The organism is Streptomyces sp. NPDC096012, from assembly GCF_040426375.1.
In the GTDB taxonomy this organism is placed as follows: domain Bacteria; phylum Actinomycetota; class Actinomycetes; order Streptomycetales; family Streptomycetaceae; genus Streptomyces.
In genome coordinates, this window is the sequence record NZ_JBEOTD010000002.1 from 366,339 (window position 1) to 387,044 (window position 20,706).

The 20,706-nt window shown below is 70.4% G+C and carries 14 protein-coding genes and 4 tRNA genes; 9 read left to right on the forward strand and 9 right to left on the reverse strand.

Annotated features, from left to right (window positions below; translation table 11 throughout):
- Window positions 1-190 precede the first annotated feature (190 nt).
- Together purF and purM are read left to right on the forward strand one after the other, a co-directional pair.
- Window positions 191-1,720, forward strand: a complete 1,530-nt coding sequence (purF, locus tag ABVB68_RS04080; RefSeq protein WP_353599432.1) for an amidophosphoribosyltransferase — start codon at window positions 191-193, stop codon at window positions 1,718-1,720.
- Window positions 1,721-1,762: 42 nt separating this feature from the next.
- Window positions 1,763-2,860, forward strand: a complete 1,098-nt coding sequence (gene purM / locus ABVB68_RS04085; RefSeq protein WP_353599433.1) for a phosphoribosylformylglycinamidine cyclo-ligase — start codon at window positions 1,763-1,765, stop codon at window positions 2,858-2,860.
- A 66-nt stretch (window positions 2,861-2,926) separates the two neighbouring features.
- Here the strand turns inward: purM and ABVB68_RS04090 are convergent, their stop codons facing one another.
- Both ABVB68_RS04090 and ABVB68_RS04095 read right to left on the reverse strand, forming a co-directional pair.
- The gene (locus tag ABVB68_RS04090; protein ID WP_353599434.1) at window positions 2,927-3,178 is read right to left on the reverse strand and encodes a DUF3073 domain-containing protein; all 252 of its coding nucleotides are present in this window, start codon (window positions 3,176-3,178) and stop codon (window positions 2,927-2,929) included.
- Between the two features lie 290 nt (window positions 3,179-3,468).
- Entirely contained in the window at window positions 3,469-4,572 is a 1,104-nt protein-coding gene (locus ABVB68_RS04095; RefSeq protein WP_353599435.1) for a Leu/Phe/Val dehydrogenase, read from the reverse strand.
- Between the two features lie 223 nt (window positions 4,573-4,795).
- Here ABVB68_RS04095 and ABVB68_RS04100 point away from each other — a divergent pair, with 223 nt between their 5' ends.
- Both ABVB68_RS04100 and bldC read left to right on the forward strand, forming a co-directional pair.
- Complete coding sequence (locus tag ABVB68_RS04100) at window positions 4,796-5,638, forward strand: DUF8083 family protein (protein ID WP_353599436.1); 843 nt, start codon at window positions 4,796-4,798, stop codon at window positions 5,636-5,638.
- Between the two features lie 562 nt (window positions 5,639-6,200).
- Window positions 6,201-6,407, forward strand: coding sequence for a developmental transcriptional regulator BldC (bldC, locus tag ABVB68_RS04105; protein WP_003949541.1), 207 nt, complete (start codon window positions 6,201-6,203; stop codon window positions 6,405-6,407).
- A 457-nt stretch (window positions 6,408-6,864) separates the two neighbouring features.
- Here bldC and ABVB68_RS04110 read toward each other — a convergent pair whose 3' ends face one another.
- From ABVB68_RS04110 to hrpA, 3 genes are all read right to left on the reverse strand, one after another.
- A complete protein-coding gene (locus ABVB68_RS04110) occupies window positions 6,865-7,053 on the reverse strand; it encodes a DUF6274 family protein (RefSeq protein WP_353599437.1) in 189 nt (62 codons plus the stop codon).
- Window positions 7,054-7,467: 414 nt separating this feature from the next.
- Window positions 7,468-7,542, reverse strand: a tRNA-Asp gene (locus tag ABVB68_RS04115).
- 97 nt (window positions 7,543-7,639) lie between these two features.
- A complete protein-coding gene (gene hrpA / locus ABVB68_RS04120; RefSeq protein ID WP_353599438.1) occupies window positions 7,640-11,596 on the reverse strand; it encodes an ATP-dependent RNA helicase HrpA in 3,957 nt (1,318 codons plus the stop codon).
- Window positions 11,597-11,728: 132 nt separating this feature from the next.
- Here hrpA and ABVB68_RS04125 point away from each other — a divergent pair, with 132 nt between their 5' ends.
- The gene (locus ABVB68_RS04125) at window positions 11,729-12,787 is read left to right on the forward strand and encodes an ABC transporter permease (protein ID WP_353599439.1); all 1,059 of its coding nucleotides are present in this window, start codon (window positions 11,729-11,731) and stop codon (window positions 12,785-12,787) included.
- 263 nt (window positions 12,788-13,050) lie between these two features.
- Here ABVB68_RS04125 and ABVB68_RS04130 read toward each other — a convergent pair.
- From ABVB68_RS04130 to ABVB68_RS04145, 4 genes are all read right to left on the reverse strand, one after another.
- A tRNA-Phe gene (locus tag ABVB68_RS04130) sits at window positions 13,051-13,124 on the reverse strand.
- Between the two features lie 24 nt (window positions 13,125-13,148).
- Window positions 13,149-13,223: transfer RNA gene (locus ABVB68_RS04135), tRNA-Asp, on the reverse strand.
- 36 nt (window positions 13,224-13,259) lie between these two features.
- Window positions 13,260-13,332 (reverse strand) — tRNA-Glu (locus tag ABVB68_RS04140).
- 80 nt (window positions 13,333-13,412) lie between these two features.
- Window positions 13,413-14,972 carry a metallophosphoesterase family protein gene (locus tag ABVB68_RS04145; protein WP_353599440.1) on the reverse strand — a complete coding sequence of 520 codons (1,560 nt, stop codon included), beginning with the start codon at window positions 14,970-14,972 and terminating at the stop codon, window positions 13,413-13,415.
- Window positions 14,973-15,085: 113 nt separating this feature from the next.
- Between ABVB68_RS04145 and ABVB68_RS04150 the strand changes: the two genes are divergently transcribed.
- The 4 genes from ABVB68_RS04150 (at window position 15,086) to ABVB68_RS04165 (ending at window position 20,664) form a co-directional block, all read left to right on the forward strand.
- Window positions 15,086-15,436 (forward strand): metallopeptidase family protein, encoded by a 351-nt coding sequence (locus ABVB68_RS04150; protein ID WP_353599441.1) that lies wholly within the window; start codon window positions 15,086-15,088, stop codon window positions 15,434-15,436.
- Between the two features lie 88 nt (window positions 15,437-15,524).
- Window positions 15,525-16,040, forward strand: a complete 516-nt coding sequence (locus tag ABVB68_RS04155; protein WP_503006013.1) for a hypothetical protein — start codon at window positions 15,525-15,527, stop codon at window positions 16,038-16,040.
- Between the two features lie 382 nt (window positions 16,041-16,422).
- Window positions 16,423-18,603, forward strand: a complete 2,181-nt coding sequence (locus ABVB68_RS04160) for a DEAD/DEAH box helicase (RefSeq protein ID WP_353599443.1) — start codon at window positions 16,423-16,425, stop codon at window positions 18,601-18,603.
- Between the two features lie 555 nt (window positions 18,604-19,158).
- Window positions 19,159-20,664: an amino acid permease gene (locus ABVB68_RS04165; protein WP_353599444.1), complete on the forward strand. Its 1,506-nt coding sequence runs from the start codon at window positions 19,159-19,161 to the stop codon at window positions 20,662-20,664.
- Window positions 20,665-20,706 lie beyond the last annotated feature (42 nt).

Sequence of the window (20,706 nt, forward strand, 5' to 3'; positions counted from 1 at the left end):
CACTCAGGTATCCGGCAGACCGGACCCAGGGCACCCCGCCCCGAGGGCCCGGACGCCGGGTGTAGCGGCCAACCTGCCGCGCTGACCAGGGAAAACGCGGAATCCGACAAGGTGATCGGCTAAACCTGGCGCGGCACCGGCGCGCATCCCCAATTCGGACCAGTGGACGACCTCGCCTACACTCGGTGGCGTGCCACGTGGTGACGGTCGACTCAATCACGATCTGCTTCCCGGCGAAAAGGGCCCCCAGGACGCTTGCGGCGTCTTCGGCGTCTGGGCTCCGGGTGAAGAGGTCGCAAAGCTCACGTACTTCGGGCTCTACGCCCTCCAGCACCGGGGTCAGGAATCCGCGGGAATCGCGGTCAGCAACGGCTCCCAGATCCTCGTCTTCAAGGACATGGGCCTGGTCTCCCAGGTCTTCGACGAGACTTCCCTCGGCTCGCTCCAGGGCCACATCGCGGTCGGACACGCCCGCTACTCGACGACCGGCGCCTCCGTATGGGAGAACGCCCAGCCGACGTTCCGTGCCACCGCGCACGGCTCGATCGCGCTCGGCCACAACGGCAACCTGGTCAACACGGCGCAGCTCGCCGAGATGGTCGCCGAACTGCCGAACGACAACAACAGCCGTTCCACCAGGGTCGCGGCCACCAACGACACCGACCTGCTGACGGCGCTGCTGGCCGCCCAGGTCGACGAGGACGGCAAGCCGCTGACCATCGAGTCGGCCGCGCACGCGGTGCTCCCGAAGGTGAAGGGCGCCTTCTCCCTCGTCTTCATGGACGAGGGCACCCTCTACGCCGCCCGCGACCCGCAGGGCATCCGCCCGCTGGTCCTCGGCCGGCTGGAGCGCGGCTGGGTGGTCGCCTCCGAGTCCGCCGCCCTCGACATCTGCGGCGCCGCCTACGTCCGTGAGATCGAGCCGGGCGAGTTCATCGCCGTCGACGAGAACGGGCTGCGCACCTCGCGATTCGCGGAAGCGAAGCCCAAGGGCTGCGTCTTCGAGTACGTGTACCTGGCCCGTCCGGACACCGACATCGCCGGCCGCAACGTGTACCTCTCCCGCGTGGAGATGGGCCGCCGCCTGGCCAAGGAAGCCCCCGTCGAGGCCGACCTGGTCATAGCGACCCCGGAGTCCGGCACGCCGGCCGCCATCGGCTACGCGGAGGCGTCCGGCATCCCCTTCGGCGCGGGCCTGGTGAAGAACGCCTACGTGGGCCGCACCTTCATCCAGCCCTCGCAGACCATCCGGCAGCTGGGCATCCGCCTGAAGCTGAACCCGCTGAAGGAAGTCATCAAGGGCAAGCGCCTGGTCGTCGTGGACGACTCGATCGTCCGCGGCAACACCCAGCGGGCCCTGGTGCGCATGCTCCGCGAGGCGGGCGCCGCCGAGGTGCACATCCGGATCTCCTCCCCGCCCGTGAAGTGGCCCTGCTTCTTCGGCATCGACTTCGCCACCCGCGCGGAGCTGATCGCCAACGGGATGACCATCGAGGAGATCGGCACGAGCCTCGGCGCCGACTCCCTGGCCTACATCTCCATCGACGGCATGATCGAGGCGACCACGATCGCCAAGCCGAACCTGTGCCGCGCCTGCTTCGACGGCGAGTACCCGATGGAGCTGCCGGACCCCGAGCTGCTCGGCAAGCAGCTGCTGGAGACCGAGCTGGCCGCCGGGCCCGCCGCGACGGCCGCCGCCGACGCGATCCGTCGCCCGTAATTCCCGCTGTTCACGCGGTACGACACGAAAGTTCTCAAGGTCATGTCTTCTGCCGGTTTTGATCAGCGTGCCCCGCACACGGGTACGGGTGCCAGCTACGCGAGCGCGGGTGTCGACATCGAGGCGGGCGACCGCGCCGTCGAGCTGATGAAGGAGTGGGTGAAGAAGACCCGGCGGCCCGAGGTCCTGGGCGGCCTCGGCGGCTTCGCCGGGCTCTTCGACGCCTCCGCCCTCAAGCGCTACGAGCGCCCGCTGCTCGCCTCCGCCACGGACGGCGTCGGCACCAAGGTCGACGTCGCCCGCCGGATGGGCGTCTACGACACCATCGGCCACGACCTGGTCGCCATGGTCATGGACGACATCGTGGTGTGCGGTGCCGAGCCGCTGTTCATGACGGACTACATCTGCGTCGGCAAGGTCCACCCCGAGCGCGTCGCGGCCATCGTCAAGGGCATCGCGGAGGGCTGTGTGCTGGCCGGCTGCGCCCTGGTGGGCGGTGAGACCGCCGAGCACCCCGGCCTGCTGGGCGAGGACGACTTCGACGTGGCAGGCGCCGGTACCGGTGTCGTGGAGGCCGACCGGCTGCTGGGCGCGGATCGCATCCGCAAGGGTGACGCGGTGATCGCCATGGCGGCCTCCGGTCTTCACTCCAACGGGTACTCCCTGGTCCGCCACGTGCTGCTGGACCGTGCCGGCCTCGCCCTGGAGACGGAGATCGCGGAGCTGGGCCGCACCCTCGGCGAGGAACTGCTGGAGCCCACGAAGATCTACTCGCTGGACTGCCTGGCGCTGACCCACACGGCCGAGGTGCACGCCTTCAGCCACATCACCGGCGGCGGACTCGCGGCCAACCTGGCCCGGGTCATCCCGGACGGCCTGCACGCCGTGGTCGACCGGACCACCTGGACTCCGGGCGCGATCTTCGACCTGGTCGGGAGGACCGGGAACGTGGAGCGCCTGGAGCTGGAGAAGACCCTGAACATGGGCGTCGGCATGATGGCCATCGTCCCGCAGGAGTCCACCGAGGTGGCCCTCGCGACCCTGGCCGACCGCGGTGTCGAGGCCTGGGTGGCCGGCGAGATCACGGACCGGGGAGCCAAGGAGAGCGGCGCGGAGCTGGTGGGGGACTACGCCGCCTGACCGTGCGGACAGCACAGAAGCCGGTCGGTGGCTGTGCCACCGACCGGCTGTGTGCTCAGTGCAAGGTCAAGCGCCGCGACGGTGTTGTGAGGGACTTTCGTCCTCGTCCTCGTCGTCGTCCTCATAGAGGTCGGCGTACCGAGAGTAAAGATCGTCCTCATCGTCCTCATCGTCCTCGAACGGCTCGCCGTTCGGCGGCTGGCTCGAAGTCGATGCGCCCAGTTCACTGGCCAGACGTGACAGGTCAGTCCCACCGCTGTTGTACTTCAGCTGGCGGGCGACCTTTGTCTGCTTGGCCTTGGCCCGGCCGCGCCCCATGGCTCGACCCCCTCGGTGACGGGGCTCGATGGCCCCAGAGTCTGACACGCGTTCATGATCCGGAACGGACCCTCCGCGGAGAGGCCGGTCCGTAGGGCTTCCACGGTACCTGAGCCCGCGCCCATACGGTACGTCGCCCGCAGCACGCGCGTGTGCACAGGACCATCGAGGCGCCCCGTCCTCGCTGGTCAGTGGCGATTTTAACCACTTATCGGGGTACGACCCGCCGGTGGAAGTGAGAGTTCTCTCGAAGTTCCCACCGGCGGGTACCGCTCGGGGGTGCGATCGCTTCAGCGCGCCGCGTGCCCGCCGCGGGCTTCGGCCATCCGCTGCTCGGCGATCCGGTCGGCCGCCGCGGCCGGCGGAATCCCGTCTTCCTTCGCACGTGCGAATATGGCCAGCGTGGTGTCGAAGATCTTCGCCGCCTTCGCCTTGCACCGGTCGAAGTCGAACCCGTGCAGCTCGTCCGCCACCTGGATGACCCCGCCGGCGTTCACCACGTAGTCCGGCGCGTAGAGGATCCCGCGGTCGGCGAGGTCCTTCTCCACGCCCGGGTGGGCGAGCTGGTTGTTGGCCGCGCCGCACACCACGCGGGCGGTGAGCACCGGCACGGTGGGATCGTTCAGGGCACCGCCGAGGGCGCAGGGGGCGTAGACGTCGAGCCCCTCGGACCGGATCAGCGCCTCGGTGTCGGCGACGGCCGTCACTTCGGGGTGCTGGTCGAGGATGCGCCGGACGGCGTCCTCGCGCACGTCCGTGATCACGACCTCGGCGCCCTCGTCCAGCAGATGCCGGACCAGGTGGTGACCGACCTTGCCCACGCCGGCGATGCCGACCCTGCGGCCCCGCAGCAGGGGGTCGCCCCACAGGTGCTGGGCGGAGGCGCGCATGCCCTGGTAGACGCCGAAGGCGGTGAGGACGGAGGAGTCGCCGGCGCCGCCGTTCTCGGGGGAGCGGCCGGTGGTCCAGCGGCACTCGCGGGCCACCACGTCCATGTCGGCGACGTAGGTGCCGACGTCGCACGCGGTGACGTAGCGGCCGCCGAGGGAGGCCACCATGCGCCCGTAGGCGAGCAGCAGTTCCTCGGTCTTGTCGCGTTCCGGGTCGCCGATGATCACGGCCTTGCCACCGCCGTGGTCCAGTCCGGCCATGGCGTTCTTGTACGACATCCCGCGCGCGAGGTTGAGCGCGTCGCCGACGGCCTCCGCCTCGGTCGCGTACGGGTAGAAGCGCGTGCCGCCGAGGGCGGGGCCCAGGGCGGTGGAGTGGATGGCGATCACGGCCTTCAGCCCGGTCGCGCGGTCCTGGCAGAGCACGACCTGCTCATGGCCGCCCTGGTCCGAGTGGAACAGGGTGTGCAGGACATCAGCAGGTGCGCCGGTTACGTCGGTCACTGTGGTGACTCCTGTGCAAGTAGCGGCGGGTGGGTCGGTCCCCGGGGGGTCCTCCCACGCTTGTGGCAGGGAGGGCGGCGGGGGCGCTGGCATGAGCGTAGAGCCTGTCCCCGGCCACCATCCGCGCAGTGTTCAGGATCACTCGCGCGTGCCGCTCATGCACGCATGACCGTGGGACGATTTGCCGTGGTTTCGAGCCCGTTCCGATGGGGAGTGAGCAGGCGTGCCCAAGGTGTCCTCCGTGGTCGTCCCTTACGCCGCGTACCTGCGCGTGTACGAGCCGCTGGGCGCCTTTCCGGAGCCGGAACGCGCCCACTGGGCGGGGTACGCCCGCCGTCCCGACCGCCCGTCCTACCAGGACGAACTGCGCCGCTCGCTCGCGGACTTGCTGCCCACGCCGCCGATCGCGGTGCCGGTGCACGAGAGCGGGGACGCCTTCGTGCTGGAGATCGACGGGGTCACCTGCGTGTGCCCCTGGCGCACCCGGCTGCGCGGCTGGCAGGCCCTCGGTGAGATCGAGGGGGAGCTGCCCCCGAACGTGCTGGACGCGGTGCTGCCGCCGGTGGTGCGCGACCAGGCCGCCCAGGACTACGAGCGGTGGCTCGCCCGCAACCCCGACGCCCGCCCCTGGATCCGCACGGCGACCTGGCAGGTGCCGCTGAGCTGGTTCGTGCTGGTCTCGGACGAGGAGCGGCGGTACGACAAGGGGACCGCGGAGGTCCCGCCAGTGCTGCGCTACCGCACGCCCATGGTGCAGGCCAGGCGCCGGGTGGCACGGGCGCTGCGGACGCTGCGGGACACCGTCGAGGAGAGCCCGCTGATCGACGGCCTGGTGGACGTCGGCCGCTGGCTGGAGGAGTTCCACCCGCGCTCCCTGGTGGAGCTGGACTACGGCGGACTGGTGCACGTGCTGCCGGCCGGCGAGCTGGAGGACGATCACTCGGCGGCGGACGTGGCCGGCGGCATCGAGGCGCTGCGCCGGGGCGACTCGGCGGCGGCCGGAGCGGCTTACGGGCGGCTCGCGGAGCGCTGGCGGTCGGTGCGGGACCGCCGGTCGGCCAACTGACGAACTGACGTTTCAACAGAACCGCCGGGATAGTGACCTGGCTCACGGCTGAGATGTCGTCGAACAGCGTACGGTCAAGGGCACTTCACCAGCTGATGGGACGTTGGTCCCGATCCGGGCTTTTGTGTCAAGGGTGGCTGAAGCGTGACGGACCGCACTTACTGGGCCCTTGCGCCTCTTGCCCCTCCTCGTGCCAAAATAGGACAAGGAGTCCGGGGAGGATTCTGTTCGCCCAACTGTGTTGCGGTGTGGGCGAAATCTCAGCATTGCCCCGCTCTGGGGGGTCTGGTGCCTCCTGATCGCCCTGTGACTGATCGTCACAGTGGCGTGACTGTCCGCTATGGCATGGTCCATCGGCATCCGTCGCTGATGGACACCTGGGAGGGCAATTCCATCGGTTTGGCCGACGCGGCTGGACAGATGGTGTAGTTGTAGTGCCGAGGACAAGCCGTTCGTCCTATAACCGACTCGACTCGCGTCCGCCATTTCGGGCAACGCGGGTCAAGGTGCAGAATTTAGAGGAAAGAACCGAGAAGGTTCGGTTCTCCCGAGGAGGCCGCTCATGACCGCTCGCACCCCTGATGCCGAGCCGCTGCTGACCCCGGCTGAGGTCGCCACCATGTTCCGTGTCGACCCCAAGACGGTCACGCGGTGGGCGAAGGCCGGCAAGCTCACGTCCATCCGTACGCTCGGCGGGCACCGCCGCTACCGCGAGGCCGAGGTTCGCGCTCTTCTCGCGGGTATCCCGCAGCAGCGCAGCGAGGCCTGAACAACCGAATATCGGGCGAAACGGCTGGTCCCCCAACCCGTCGAGACGCCCGGAACCCTAGCTCCAAGCGACGCGGGACCTGCCCCAACAGGGCCCACGCCCAAGCCGAAGAGAACGTTTCAGGCAGCGCCACAGGGTGCGTCGTAGATCGCGCTGGACTCCGCCGGGTCCAGCGCGATCTTTTTTGTGCGGCCGTCATGGCGGTGCGGGTGCCTCTGTGAGCGGCCTTGTCGGAGTCTGGGGAGGGCTGTCGGAAGAGCTGTGCGTGACCTCTGAACGAGGTGCAATTGCACATATTAAATTGATCGGTTGTATGACCGGGGTAAGTGCCGCACTTCCCGAAAGTCATGCGGTGACTCCCGTCACACGCGGGTTGGCTTGTTGCCCGTGGCTCCGGTGGGTTATTGGGCGCTCGCGCTCAGCCTCCCACGCTCCGCGCGGCGGGCGTGGACATCCGTCACGCGTTGCGGGGACTTTCGTCCTCCGCTTCGTCGCTCGTGTCGTCGGGCCGGGGCCCGGTGTCCATGGCCAGCCGCAGCAGGCGATGGCAGATGGGGCAGTGGCGGGTGAAGTGCCGGTACTCCGAGGCGGCCGCCAGGTGGGCCCTCAGGAGCGCTCGCGTCTCGTGCCTCGCCGATGCCGCCATACGTCACCTCCGGAGCCGCACAGGGGAAACGGGCCCTGCACTCTGGGTACCGAGCGAATGTGACGTCGTCAAGGGCGCGAACCCTTCCAGCGCCCCGAGCGGACCGGCTACCGAGAGCCGGCCGGCGCACGGGAAGGGCCCACATCCCTTGCGGGTGCGGGCCCTTGGCCTGGTGGAGTGTGGTGTGGCCCGTTGCCGCCCGCGGGCGCGGCCTCGGGGGTGTGGGCGGGTCGTGGTGGGACGACTGAGGCCCGCATCCCTTGCGGGTGCGGGCCTCGGTTTTCTTGCGGTCCTGACGGGATGTGCTGTGTTCGATGGCGGCTTCGCCGCGGGCGCGGCCTCGGGGGTGTGGGCGGGTCGTGGTGGGACGACTGAGGCCCGCATCCCTTGCGGGTGCGGGCCTCAGTCTTCTTGCGGTCCTGACGGGATTTGAACCCGCGGCCTCCACCTTGACAGGGTGGCGAGCACTCCAAACTGCTCCACAGGACCAGGTTTCGCGGCGTTCGACTTGGTGTCTTGCGCTGCGAGAAGAGACTGTACAGGAGGTGTGCCCGCCTGGTCGAACTCACCGTCTGTGTGTGGACGGTTACGGAGCGGCGGCGTCGATCGCCTTCACGATCCGCTTGTCGGAGACGGCATACGCGGTGCCCAGCGCGTGGGCGAAATAGCTGACCCGCAGCTCCTCGATCATCCAGCGGATCTCCAGCACCGCGGCGGGGACCGGCCGGCCCTGGGGGAGCTGTTCCAGGAGCCAGGCGTACTCGTCCTGCATCTCGTGGACCTTCTCCATCCGCGTGGTGTCCCGCTGGACGCCCGTCGGCATCTGCTGCAGGCGCCGGTCGGCGGCCACCAGGTAGCGCACGAGGTCGGGCAGGCGCCGTATCCCGGCCCAGGTGACGAAGCCGGGCTTCACGAGGGCGTCCAGCTGCTTGCGGACGTCCGTCAGGTTGGCGAGCAGCACGGGGCTGCGCACGCCCTTCAGGCGCCGTTCACAGGCCTGCCAGGCCGCGAGGACCTGCTGGACCTGGCCGACCGTGCGGACCGTCGTGTCCACGATCTCCGCGCGCACCTTGTCGTACAGCTTCCGGTACGACTCCTCGTCCCACGCCGGCCCGCCGAAGTCGCCGATCAGTTTGTCGGCGGCGGCCATCGCGCAGTCGTCGAACAGGGCCTGGATGGAGCCGTGCGGGTTCGCCGACAGGGCCAGCTTCTGCTGGTTCGTCAGCTTCTCCGAGGCGAACTTCGCCGGGTTCACCGGGATGTTGCGCAGGATGAGCCGCCGGGTGCCCTTCCACATGGCCTCCGCCTGCTCGGCCTCCGTGTCGAAGAGCCGGACGGAGACCGTGTCGCCGTCGTCCACCAGCGCCGGGTACGCCTTGACCGGCTGGCCGGCCCGGCGGGTCTCGAAGACGCGGGTGAGCGAGCCGATCGTCCAGTCGGTGAGGCCGCCCCGCTCCAGGGACTCGCCGCCCTCCCGGGACGCGGTCGCGGCCGCCGCCTGGGAGAGGGCCTGGCGCGCCTTCGGCTTCAGGCGCAGCTTCAGGGCCTCGAGATCCTTGTCCTCGGCCAGCTTGCGGCGCCGCTCGTCCACGATCCTGAAGGTGATCTTCAGGTGCTCCGGGAGCCTGGCCCGGTCGAAGTCCTCCGCCTCGAAGGGCACGCCGACCATGCGCTTCAGCTCGCGGGCCATGGTGACCGTCAGCGGCTCCTGCTGGGGCACCGCCCGCTCCAGGAAGGCCTTCGCGTAGTTCGGCGCGGGCACGTAGTGGCGCCGGATCGGCTTCGGGAGGGTGCGGATCAGCTCCGTCACGACCTCCTCGCGCAGGCCCGGGATCTGCCAGTCGAAGCCCTCGTCGGTGACCTGGTTGAGGACCTGGAGGGGGATGTGCACGGTCACGCCGTCGGCGTCGGCGCCCGGTTCGAACTGGTAGGTCACCCGGAACGTGAGCTGTCCCTGCCGCCAGGTGTCCGGGTAGTCGGCTTTGGTGACCGCCTCCGCCGACTCCCGGATGAGCATCTCCCGCTCGAAGTCCAGGTGGTCCGGCTGCTCCTGCCGCTTGCGCTTCCACCAGGAGTCGAAGTGCGCGCCGGAGACGACGTGTTCGGGCACCCGCTGGTCGTAGAAGTCGAACAGCGTCTCGTCGTCGACCACGATGTCCCGGCGCCGGGCGCGGTGCTCCAGCTCCTCGACCTCGCTGAGGAGCCTGCGGTTGTCGCCGAAGAACTTGTGGTGGGTGCGCCAGTCGCCCTCGACCAGCGCGTTGCGGATGAACAGCTCGCGGCTGACCTCGGCGTCGATGCGGCCGTAGTTCACCTTCCGCTGGGCGACGATCGGGACGCCGTACAGCGTGGCCTTCTCGTACGCCATCACGGCCGCCTGGTCCTTCTCCCAGTGCGGTTCGCTGTACGTCCGCTTCAGCAGGTGGCCGGCGAGCGGCTCGACCCACTCGGGCTCGATCCTGGCGTTGACCCGGGCCCACAGCCGGGAGGTCTCCACCAGCTCGGCCGACATCACGAACTTCGGCTGCTTCTTGAACAGCGCCGAACCCGGGAAGATCGCGAACTTGGCGCTGCGGGCGCCCAGGTACTCGTTCTTGTTGCCGTCCTTCACGTCCTTCATCCCGATGTGGGAGAGGAGCCCGGCGAGCAGCGAGACGTGGATGCGGTCGGCGGGGGCGTCGGCGCCCGCCGTGGCCTCCCCGACGTGGATGCCCATCTGCTTGGCGACCGTGCGCAGCTGGGTGTAGATGTCCTGCCATTCGCGAATGCGCAGGAAGTTCAGGTACTCCTGCTTGCACATCCGGCGGAAGGACGACGAGCCGCGCTCCTTCTGCTGCTCGCGCACGTACCGCCACAGGTTCAGGTACGCCAGGAAGTCGCTGGTCTCGTCCTTGAAGCGGGCGTGCTGCTGGTCGGCCTGGGCCTGCTTCTCTGCCGGGCGCTCGCGCGGGTCCTGGATGGACAGGGCGGCGGCGATGACCATGACCTCGCGGACACAGCCGTTCTTGTCGGCCTCCAGCACCATCCGGGCCAGGCGCGGGTCGACCGGCAGCTGGGCCAGTTTGCGGCCGGTGACGGTGAGGCGCTTGCGGGGGTCCTGCTGGGCCGGGTCCAGGGCGCCCAGTTCCTGGAGCAGCTGCACGCCGTCGCGGATGTTGCGGTGGTCCGGCGGATCGATGAAGGGGAACTTCTCGATGTCGCCGAGGCCGGCAGCGGTCATCTGCAGGATGACGGAGGCGAGGTTCGTCCGCAGGATCTCCGCGTCCGTGAACTCCGGCCGGGCGAGGAAGTCGTCCTCGCTGTAGAGCCGGATGCAGATGCCGTCGGACGTACGGCCGCAGCGGCCCTTTCGCTGGTTGGCGCTGGCCTGCGAGACGGGCTCGATGGGCAGCCGCTGGACCTTGGTGCGGTGGCTGTAGCGGCTGATCCGGGCGAAGCCGGGGTCGATGACGTACTTGATGCCGGGCACGGTGAGGGAGGTCTCGGCGACGTTGGTCGCCAGAACGATCCTGCGTCCGGTGTGCGGCTGGAAGACGCGGTGCTGCTCGGCGTGCGAGAGCCGCGCGTACAGCGGCAGCACCTCGGTGAATCTGTACTTCTTCTTCTCCAGCGCGTCGGCCGTGTCGCGGATCTCCCGCTCACCGGAGAGGAAGACGAGGATGTCGCCCTTCCCCTCGCCCATCAGCTCCTCCACGGCGTCGGTGATGGCGGTGATCTGGTCGCGGTCGGCCTCTTCCTCGTCCTCCTCGAGGAGCGGCCGGTAGCGCACCTCCACCGGATACGTGCGGCCGCTGACCTCGACGATGGGGGCGTCGCCGAAGTGCCGGGAGAAGCGCTCGGGGTCGATGGTCGCCGAGGTGATGACGACCTTCAGGTCCGGCCGCTTCGGCAGCAGCTGGGCCAGGTAGCCGAGCAGGAAGTCGATGTTGAGGGACCGCTCGTGGGCCTCGTCGATGATGATCGTGTCGTAGGCGCGCAGCTCGCGGTCGGTCTGGATCTCGGCGAGCAGGATGCCGTCCGTCATGAGCTTGACGAAGGTCGCGTCCTGGTTCACCTGGTCGGTGAAGCGGACCTTCCAGCCCACGGCCTCGCCGAGCGGGGACTTCAGCTCCTCCGCGACCCGCTCGGCGACGGTGCGGGCGGCGATGCGCCGGGGCTGGGTGTGGCCGATCATGCCGCGGACGCCGCGGCCCAGCTCCAGACAGATCTTCGGGATCTGCGTCGTCTTTCCGGAACCGGTCTCACCGGCGACGATGACGACCTGGTGATCGCGGATGGCGGCCGCGATCTCGTCCTTCTTCTGGCTGACGGGAAGCTGCTCGGGGTACGTGACCGTGGGCACGCGGGAGTGCCGCTCGGCCATCCGGGCCTCGGCCTTGCCGATCTCGGCGTCGATCTCGGCGAGGACGGCGGCGCGGGCTTCCGGCTTGCGGATCTTGCGCGCGCCCTCGAGCCGCCGGCCGAGCCGTTGCGCGTCGCGCAGTGACAGCTCGGTCAGGCGGGGGGCGAGGGTGCCGAGGGCGGGGGCGGGATGCGTAGACATACGCGATCCAGGATCTCACCCCCCGCGAAAAACGCGCGAACGATTTGACTGCGGGCCTCCGCACCCGGGTGTCCGCACCCCTGGGCGCCCATAACAAGAGGGGTATGCGCTGATTGCTCTAGCGTGATCCCTATGCCCGATTCGTCGCATGGAGAGCACGGCCGGCCCCCGACCCGCTCGGAGCGCTTCGCGGCGTTCCGGGCCTCGCCCTTCCTGCCCGCGACGGTCCTGGTGCTGATCATCGCCGCCACCGCCGGTCTCTTCGCCGGCTCCTACACCTACGCCATGGCCAACCCGACCCCGCACAGCATTCCCACCGCTGTCGTCGGCCGGTACGACGAGCCGACGGCCCGGCGTTTCATCGCGGGCATGGAACGGGCCCTGGGTGCCTCGCTCAAGCTGCACCCGTACGGCAGCAGGCAGGCGGCGGTGCGCGCGGTGGATCAGCAGGAGGAGTTCGCGGTGTTCGAGGTGCCCGCCGCCGGCCGGCCCATCACCCTCGACGTGTCCGGGGCCTCCGGGGCGACGGTCGCGCAGGTGCTCACCGAGGCTGCGGTGAAGGTGGGCAAGGCCACGGCGACGCCCGTGGTGGTGCACGACCTCAAGCCGCTGCAGAAGGGCGACCCGAGAGGGCTGGCGATCTTCTACATCTCGCTCGCCGCGGTGATCATCGGCTTCGTCGGCGCCATCCAGCTCAGCGTGCACGCCCGGGAGCTGAATCCGCTGGAGCGGATCGCCTTCACCGCCGCGTACTCGCTGCTGGGCGGCTTCGTGATCGTCGCGGTCGTGGACTGGCTGCTCGGCGCGCTCTCGCTGCCGTTCGTCGAGTCCTGGCTGATCCTCGCCCTGACGATGTTCACCTCGGGCATGGTGTTCACGATGTTCAACACCCTCTTCGGCCGCTGGGCGATGCTTCCGACGTGGGGCCTGATGGTCCTGCTGGGCAACCCGTCGTCCGGCGGCGCGGTCTCCTGGCCGCTGCTGCCGTCCCCGCTCGGCACGATCGGCCGCTGGCTGCCGCCGGGCGCCTCGGTGAACGCGCAGCACACGGCGGTGTACTTCCGCGGGTACCAGCACGCCTTCCCGTTCCTGGTGCTGGCGGGGTGGCTGATCGTCTCCTGCGGGGTCTTCCTGATCTGGCGGCATCGTCATCCGGGCGGCCGCCCGGGCGGCGCCGCCCACGCCGCCTAGAGGTGAGCCGGGCGGGCGGCGATGCGAGCCGTCTGTGACCGTGGCCGGTCGTCGGGAGTGCCTGGCCGTGGCCGCCGTCGGTGCCGCTCAGCCGGCAGCGCGGACTGAGGCATGACGTCCCTGGCGGCACGTCCTTTGGAAAGACGCGAATGAGGACGGAAAACGAATGAGTACCGCCCATTCGAATACAGGCGCACCCTCACGCAAAAGAGCCCCTCTCCAGTGAAAGTGGAGAGGGGCTCAGGCCCTGTACAGGGCGGCTGTGGCTGGGGCCGGGGTCGAACCGGCGACCTTCCGCTTTTCAGGCGGACGCTCGTACCAACTGAGCTACCCAGCCACGGTGTTTCACGTGAAACACCAGCGGTCCTGACGGGATTTGAACCCGCGGCCTCCACCTTGACAGGGTGGCGAGCACTCCAAACTGCTCCACAGGACCAAGCTTGTGTGCAACAGTGTCGCACACGATCTTGCGTGCCCCCAACGGGATTCGAACCCGTGCTACCGCCTTGAAAGGGCGGCGTCCTAGGCCGCTAGACGATGAGGGCTATCGGCCCGCCTGGGCGCTTCGCAGCGCGTCGGGGACGTGAGAAGCATATGGGATGGCGGGGGGTATCGCCAAAACGGTTTACGGGGACCGTCGGGAGGGTGGACCGGACGGGGTGGCGGAGGGGGTCGTCCCGGGGCGGTTGTCGTCCGCGAGATGGCGGCTGACCTCGGCCTTGGTCAGTCCCAGCCCTCCCAGCTCGATCGCGTCCCAGGCCTGGAGCCGGCGGCTGCCGCGGTCGAAGTAGAGGATCGACGCCTGGACGGGGGCGGGGTACTGGTGCTCCACCGCCCGCAGGCCGCTGCCGCCTGTCGAGCCCTCCCTGCGCAGCCGGGTGCCGTGCCTCAGCATCTCGGTGCCCTCGTGGTGCAGATGGCCGCACAGCACCAGCGGGACCTCGCCGTCCGTCTCCCGGGCCGCCGTCGGCTCATGGGCCAGCGCCACGTCCACCGGCGTCCCGGCCGCCCGCTGATCGCGCAGTGCGCTGGCGAGCCGGTCGCCCGCCAGCTCCTCGGAGGCCTCGCCGCCCAGGACCGCCGAGCGGTCGGGGGTGAACTGCGGGTCGCCGATGCCCGCGAAGCGCAGGCCGCCGACGGTCTCCGCCCGGCCGTCGTCCAGGACGTGCACGTTCTTCATGCGCTCCAGGTAGCGCTGGGTGTTCGCCGAGTCATGGTTGCCCCGCACCCAGACGTACGGCGCGCCCAGGTCCGCGATCGGGTCCAGGAAGCCGTTCTCCGCCGCCGTGCCGTGATCCATCGTGTCGCCCGAGTCGACGATCACGTTCACCTTGTACTGCCGCACCAGCGAGGCGATGATCTTCCAGCTGGCCGGGTTCAGATGGATGTCGGAGACGTGCAGGACCCGGATGGTCGAGGGGTCGGGCCGGTAGGCCGGGAGCGTGGACGTGACGTCGTAGAGCTTGGTCACGTTCGTCACCAGGCGCGCCAACTCCTTCTGGTAGACGTCGAACTCGGTGACGATGCTGCGGGCGTTGCCGACCACGGACGGTGCCGAGCTGAGCAGGCCGGAGAACTTCGGCTCCAGGACCGACTTCGGGTTCCAGGTGGCGTACGCCGTCGCGCCCGAGGCGGCCAGCAGGGCCAGGGCCAGGCCGCCGGCCGCGAGGGCCCGGCGCGGGCGGCGGTAGACGGCCAGGCCGAGTGCCGTGGCCCCGGCGACGACGGCCACGCAGGAGCGCACGGCCAGGTCGCGGGTGCCGTGCTCGACGTCGCCGGTGACCTCGTCCTGGAGGCCGGAGAGGCGCTCGGGGTGGTCGACCAGGGCCTGCGAGCGCACCGGGTCCAGCTGGTCGACGTTGACGTCCAGACGGACGGGGGCGACATGGCTGTCCAGGCTCAGCGCGCCGAGCGGCGAGATGTTGATCTTCGTGCCGCCGGTGAGGGAGGGGCGCAGCGCCATCGTCGTGTTCATGGGCCCGACCGGGGCCCGTACGTTGCCGACGACCAGCAGGCCCAGCCAGGCACCGACGAGGACGACCGCCGTGAGGCCGAGGGCGCGCAGCCAGGGCCGGGAGCGCTCGGTGAGCTCCAGGGTGGGCGGTGCCGGCTCGCGGGTGCGGCGTAGGCGGTGGGAGATCCGGCTGGGCAGGTGGGTCAGGGCTGCGACAGGGACGCGGGCCATTGGTCCCGTATGCCCATGTCCCGGCGCGGATATGCGACGGCAGCCGCGCACCCGGCCTTGATCACACGCGTACGGGCCCCGCTCATCGGCCCGGCGTACCGGACAATGAGCCTGTGCTGGAGATGACGCGCGAGGAGTTCGAGGAACTGGTCGCCGAGGCGCTCGACCGGATCCCGGCGGAGCTGACGCGGCTCATGGACAACGTGGCGGTGTTCGTCGAGGACGAGCCGCCCGCCGACGACCCCGAGCTGCTCGGCCTCTACGAGGGGACCCCGCTGACCGACCGGGGCGAGTGGTACGCCGGTGTCCTGCCGGACCGGATCACCGTCTACCGGGGGCCGACGCTCAGGATGTGCGAGACCCGCGAAGACGTCGTGGCGGAGACCGAGGTGACCGTGGTGCACGAGATCGCCCACCACTTCGGCATCGACGACGCGCGGCTGCACGCCCTCGGCTACGGGTGAGCGCCGATTCGAACGCGGCGCGTGTCCTCTTGCGGGCGGCGGGAGTTGGGGAGGTTGACTCCTTTCCTTGTCCCCGGAGGTGGCCGCCGTGCGCCCCATGTACGTACCTGTCCGACTGGTCGTCACGGTGCTCGCTGTCACGGCGGCGGCAGGCTGTGTGAACGTGGGGGACGACGCCGGCCGGGCCAGACCCTCGCACTCGGCGGGACAGCGCGGCGGTGAGGCGCCGGACGGCTGGCCGGTGGGGGGCGAGGGCGCCCTCGGGCACGGTGGCGCGGGGGCCGACGGCAAGCACGGGCACGGCGGCAAGGCGAAACGCGGGGAGTCGGCCTCGGCGTCGGCCACGCCGTCGGGGCCGCGCAGCGCTTCCGCGGCGCCGACGAAGCCCGGGAAGACCGTCGCCCCCGGGGATCCCGCGCCGACCCAGGGCCAGCCGGAGCCGCCTCCCACCTCGGCGCCGCCCGAACCGCCGGCCACCACCCCGCCACCACCCCCCACGGAGCCGCCGTCGGCCGAGCCGTCCTCGTCGGCCCACGAGGGGACGGGGCCGCAGCTGGTCCAGCGCGAACCGGTGCCGGCGCCCGCGGCCGGCATCCCGGTGTGACGCCGGCGGGCGCGGGGAGGCCGGTGTCAGGCGGTACGGCTGTGAGGCCGCGTGTCCGCCGGTACGGCTGTGAGGCCGGGTGTCCGCCGGTACGGCTGGGAGGGCGGTGCCTGCCGGTACGGCTGTGAGGCCGACCGCTGTGCGTCGCCGGCGCTGCCGGGAGAGGGGGGCCGGCCTGCGGTTATGGGGGTCGGTTTGCCTTCAGGGGTGGTGGGTGCGTATGGTGGTAGATCGTTTGATCCCATTTGCCCGGCGCCACCACAGAGCGCGCCGTGTGGCGCGTACTCTCCTTTGCCGTGGCGGACCGCATTGAGGCGGTCGTGAGCGAATCACGGAGTTGACGGGCGCGTGCCGAAGAGACTCCGGAAGGTTTCGCATTCGCATGTCCGTGTCCAGTACTGACCAGATCGTCGTGTCCGAGAACGACAACGAACTCACCGACGTGACGACCGAGGTCACCGAGGCCCCCGAGGCCACTGACACCCCTCAGTCCCCCCAGATCACCTTCGCCGACCTCGGCCTCCCCGAGGGCATCGTGCGCAAGCTCGCACAGAACGGCGTGACAACCCCCTTCCCGATCCAGGCCGCGACCATCCCGGACGCCCTGACCGGCAAGGACATCCTCGGCCGTGGCCGCACCGGCTCCGGCAAGACCCTCTCCTTCGGTCTGCCGACCCTGGCGCGGCTCGCCGGCGGCCACACCGAGCGGAAGAAGCCGCGCGCGGTCATCCTGACGCCGACCCGTGAGCTGGCCATGCAGGTCGCCGACGCGCTGCAGCCCTACGGCGACGTCCTCGGCCTCAAGATGAAGGTCGTCTGCGGCGGCACCTCGATGGGCAACCAGATCTACGCCCTGGAGCGCGGTGTCGACGTCCTCGTCGCCACCCCGGGCCGGCTGCGCGACATCATCAACCGCGGCGCCTGCTCCCTGGAGAACACCCAGATCGCCGTCCTCGACGAGGCCGACCAGATGTCGGACCTGGGCTTCCTGCCCGAGGTCACCGAGCTGTTCGACCAGATCCCGGCCGGCGGCCAGCGGATGCTGTTCTCGGCCACGATGGAGAACGAGATCTCCACGCTGGTCAAGCGCTACCTGACCGACCCGGTCACGCACGAGGTCGACAGCGCCCAGGGCAACGTCACGACCATGTCGCACCACATCCTGATCGTGAAGCCCAAGGACAAGGCGCCGGTCACCGCCGCGATCGCCTCCCGCAAGGGCCGCACGATCATCTTCGTCCGCACCCAGCTCGGCGCCGACCGCATCGCGGAGCAGCTCCGTGACGCCGGTGTGAAGGCCGACGCGCTGCACGGCGGCATGACGCAGGGCGCCCGCACCCGGACGCTGGCCGACTTCAAGGACGGCTACGTCAACGCGCTCGTCGCCACCGACGTCGCCGCCCGCGGCATCCACGTCGACGGCATCGATCTGGTCCTGAACGTGGACCCGGCCGGTGACCACAAGGACTACCTGCACCGCTCCGGCCGTACCGCTCGCGCGGGCCGCACGGGCACCGTGGTCTCTCTGTCGCTGCCGCACCAGCGGCGCCAGATCTTCCGCCTCATGGAGGACGCGGGCGTCGACGCCGGCCGCCACATCATCCAGGGCGGTGCCGCCTTCGACCCGGAGGTCGCCGAGATCACCGGCGCCCGCTCGATGACCGAGGTCCAGGCCGAGTCCGCGGGCAACGCCGCCCAGCAGGCCGAGCGTGAGGTCGTCCAGCTCACCAAGGAGCTGGAGCGCGCCCAGCGTCGTGCGGCCGAGCTGCGCGAGGAGGCCGACCGACTGGTCGCCCGCGTGGCCCGCGAACGCGGCGAGGACCCGGAGGCCGCGGTGGCCGAGGCCCAGGCGTCCGCCGCCGAGGCCGTGGCCGAGGCGGCCGTCGCCGAGCAGCCGGCGGAGCGTGCCGCCGCGCGCGACGAGCGCCCGGCGGCCTCGGCGCCGTACGAGCGCAAGGAGCGGCGCGGCTTCGAGCGCCGGGACGACCGTGGCGAGCGTGGTTTCGAGCGTCGTGACGACCGCGGTGACCGTGGTGGCCGTGGCTTCGAGCGCCGTGACGACCGTCGTTCGTTCGACCGTGACCGCGGTGAGCGTGGTTTCGAGCGTCGTGACGACCGCGGTGACCGTGGTAGCCGTGGCTTCGAGCGCCGTGACGACCGTCGTTCGTTCGACCGTGACCGCGGTGAGCGTGGTTTCGAGCGTCGCGACGACCGCGGTGACCGTGGCGGCCGTAACTTCGAGCGCCGTGACGACCGCGGCGACCGCGGCGACCGGGGCGACCGTGGTGGCCGTTCCTTCGAGCAGCGCGACGAGCGCCGTCCGTTCGACCGTGACCGCGGTGGCCGTCCCTTCGAGCGCCGTGACGACCGTGCCGGCTTCCGCCGGGACGAGCGCGGCGGTCACCGGGGCAGCGACCGTCCGTTCAACCGCGAGCGCCGCGACGACCGTCCGGGCTTCCGCTCCGCCGGTCACGACCGCCCCACCGGCCGTCGTGACGACCACCGTGGCACCGGCTCCTTCGGCCGCCGCGACGACAAGCCGCGCTGGAAGCGCAACGGCTGACGCCCGCTGAGGCGAGGAAGGGCCCGTACGACGTCGGTCGTGCGGGCCCTTCCGCCGTACCCGGGTGCGCGCGGCGCGGCTACGGTCTCTCCTCTCGCGGCCCCCTTCTCGCGGCCATCCCTCCCTCCCGGGGGTCCCTCCCTCTCGGCGGTCCCTCCTTCCGGTGGTCCCTGCCCCCTCGGCGGTCCCTCCTTCCGGTGGTCCCTGCCCCCTCGGCGGTCCCTCCTTCCGGTGGTCCCTGCCCCCTCGGCGGTCCCTGCCCCCTCGGTGGTCCCCTGCCCCCTCGGCGGTCCCTCCCTCCCGGCGGTCCCTCCTTCCGGTGGTCCCTCCCCCCTCGGCGGTTCCTCCTTCGGGTGGCCCCCCGGCGCTCCCCTTGGGCGGTCACTCCCCTCCCCGCCGTCCCCCCGGACCGTCCCCTCGGTCTCTCGCGACCGGGGCCCGCGCGTCCCGCACCGGGCGCTGCGGCTCGGCGGCAGGACCGCAGCGGCCTTTTCTGGCCACATCGAGTCGGTTCGTGACGCATGTCACGCACGCGACGAGGGAATTGCTGGGGGCATGACAGATGACGCGAGAGCGAGCGGCTTGTCGGACGAGGAACGACTGGCCCAGCTCGGCTACACCCAGGTCCTCGCCCGCCGGATGTCGGCGTTCTCGAACTACGCCGTCTCCTTCACGATCATCTCGGTGCTCTCCGGCTGTCTCACCCTGTACCTGTTCGGGATGACCACCGGCGGTCCCGCGGTGATCACGTGGGGGTGGGTCGCGGTCGGCCTGATGACCCTGTTCGTCGGCCTGTCGATGGCCGAAATCTGCTCCGCCTACCCGACCTCGGCGGGTCTGTACTTCTGGGCCCACCGCCTGGCCCCGCCCCGCTCGGCGGCGGCCTGGGCGTGGTTCACGGGCTGGTTCAACGTGCTGGGCCAGGTCGCGGTGACGGCGGGCATCGACTTCGGCGCGGCGTCCTTCCTGGGCGCCTACCTGAACCTGCAGTTCGGCTTCGAGGTGACCCCGGGCCGCACGGTGCTGCTGTTCGCGGCGATCCTCGTGCTGCACGGCCTGCTGAACACCTTCGGCGTCAGGATCGTCGCCTTCCTGAACAGCGTCAGCGTGTGGTGGCACGTCCTCGGCGTCGCGGTCATCGTCGGCGCCCTCGCCCTCGTTCCCGACCACCATCAGTCGGCGTCCTTCGTGTTCACCCACTTCGTGAACGAGACGGGCTGGGGCAGCGGCCCGTACGTCGTGCTGCTCGGCCTGCTGATGGCCCAGTACACCTTCACCGGTTACGACGCCTCGGCCCACATGACGGAGGAGACCCAGGACGCGTCCACGGCGGGACCCCGGGGCATCGTCCGGTCCATCTGGACCTCCTGGATCGCCGGCTTCGTCCTGCTGCTGGGCTTCACCTTCGCCATCCAGTCCTACGACAAGGAGCTGGCCTCCCCCACGGGCGCCCCACCGGCCCAGATCCTCCTCGACGCCCTCGGCGCCACGACCGGCAAGCTCCTGCTGCTGGTGGTGATCGGCGCCCAGCTCTTCTGCGGCATGGCCTCCGTCACCGCCAACAGCCGTATGATCTACGCCTTTTCCCGGGACGGCGCGCTGCCCTTCTCACACCTCTGGCACACCGTCAGCCCGCGCACCCGCACCCCGGTGGCGGCGGTCTGGCTGGCCGCACTGGCCGCCCTCGCCCTGGGCCTGCCCTACCTCATCAACTCGACGGCCTACGCGGCGGTGACCTCGATCGCCGTCATCGGCCTGTACATCGCGTACGTCGTCCCGACCTTCCTGCGGCTCCGCAGGGGCGCGGCCTTCGAGCGCGGGCCCTGGCACCTGGGACGCTGGTCGCGGGCCATCGGTGTCGTCTCGGTCCTCTGGGTCGCCGTGATCACGATCCTCTTCATGCTCCCGCAGGTCTCCCCGGTGACCTGGAAGACCTTCAACTACGCCCCTGTCGCCGTCCTGGTCGTGCTGGGCTTCGCCGCGACCTGGTGGCTGGCCTCGGCCCGCCACTGGTTCCTCGCCCGGACCCCGGCCCCCGCCCCGGTACCCGCCGAAAAGTGACCAACGCCCCGCTCCGTCCTCCCTCGACGCGGCCGGTCATCC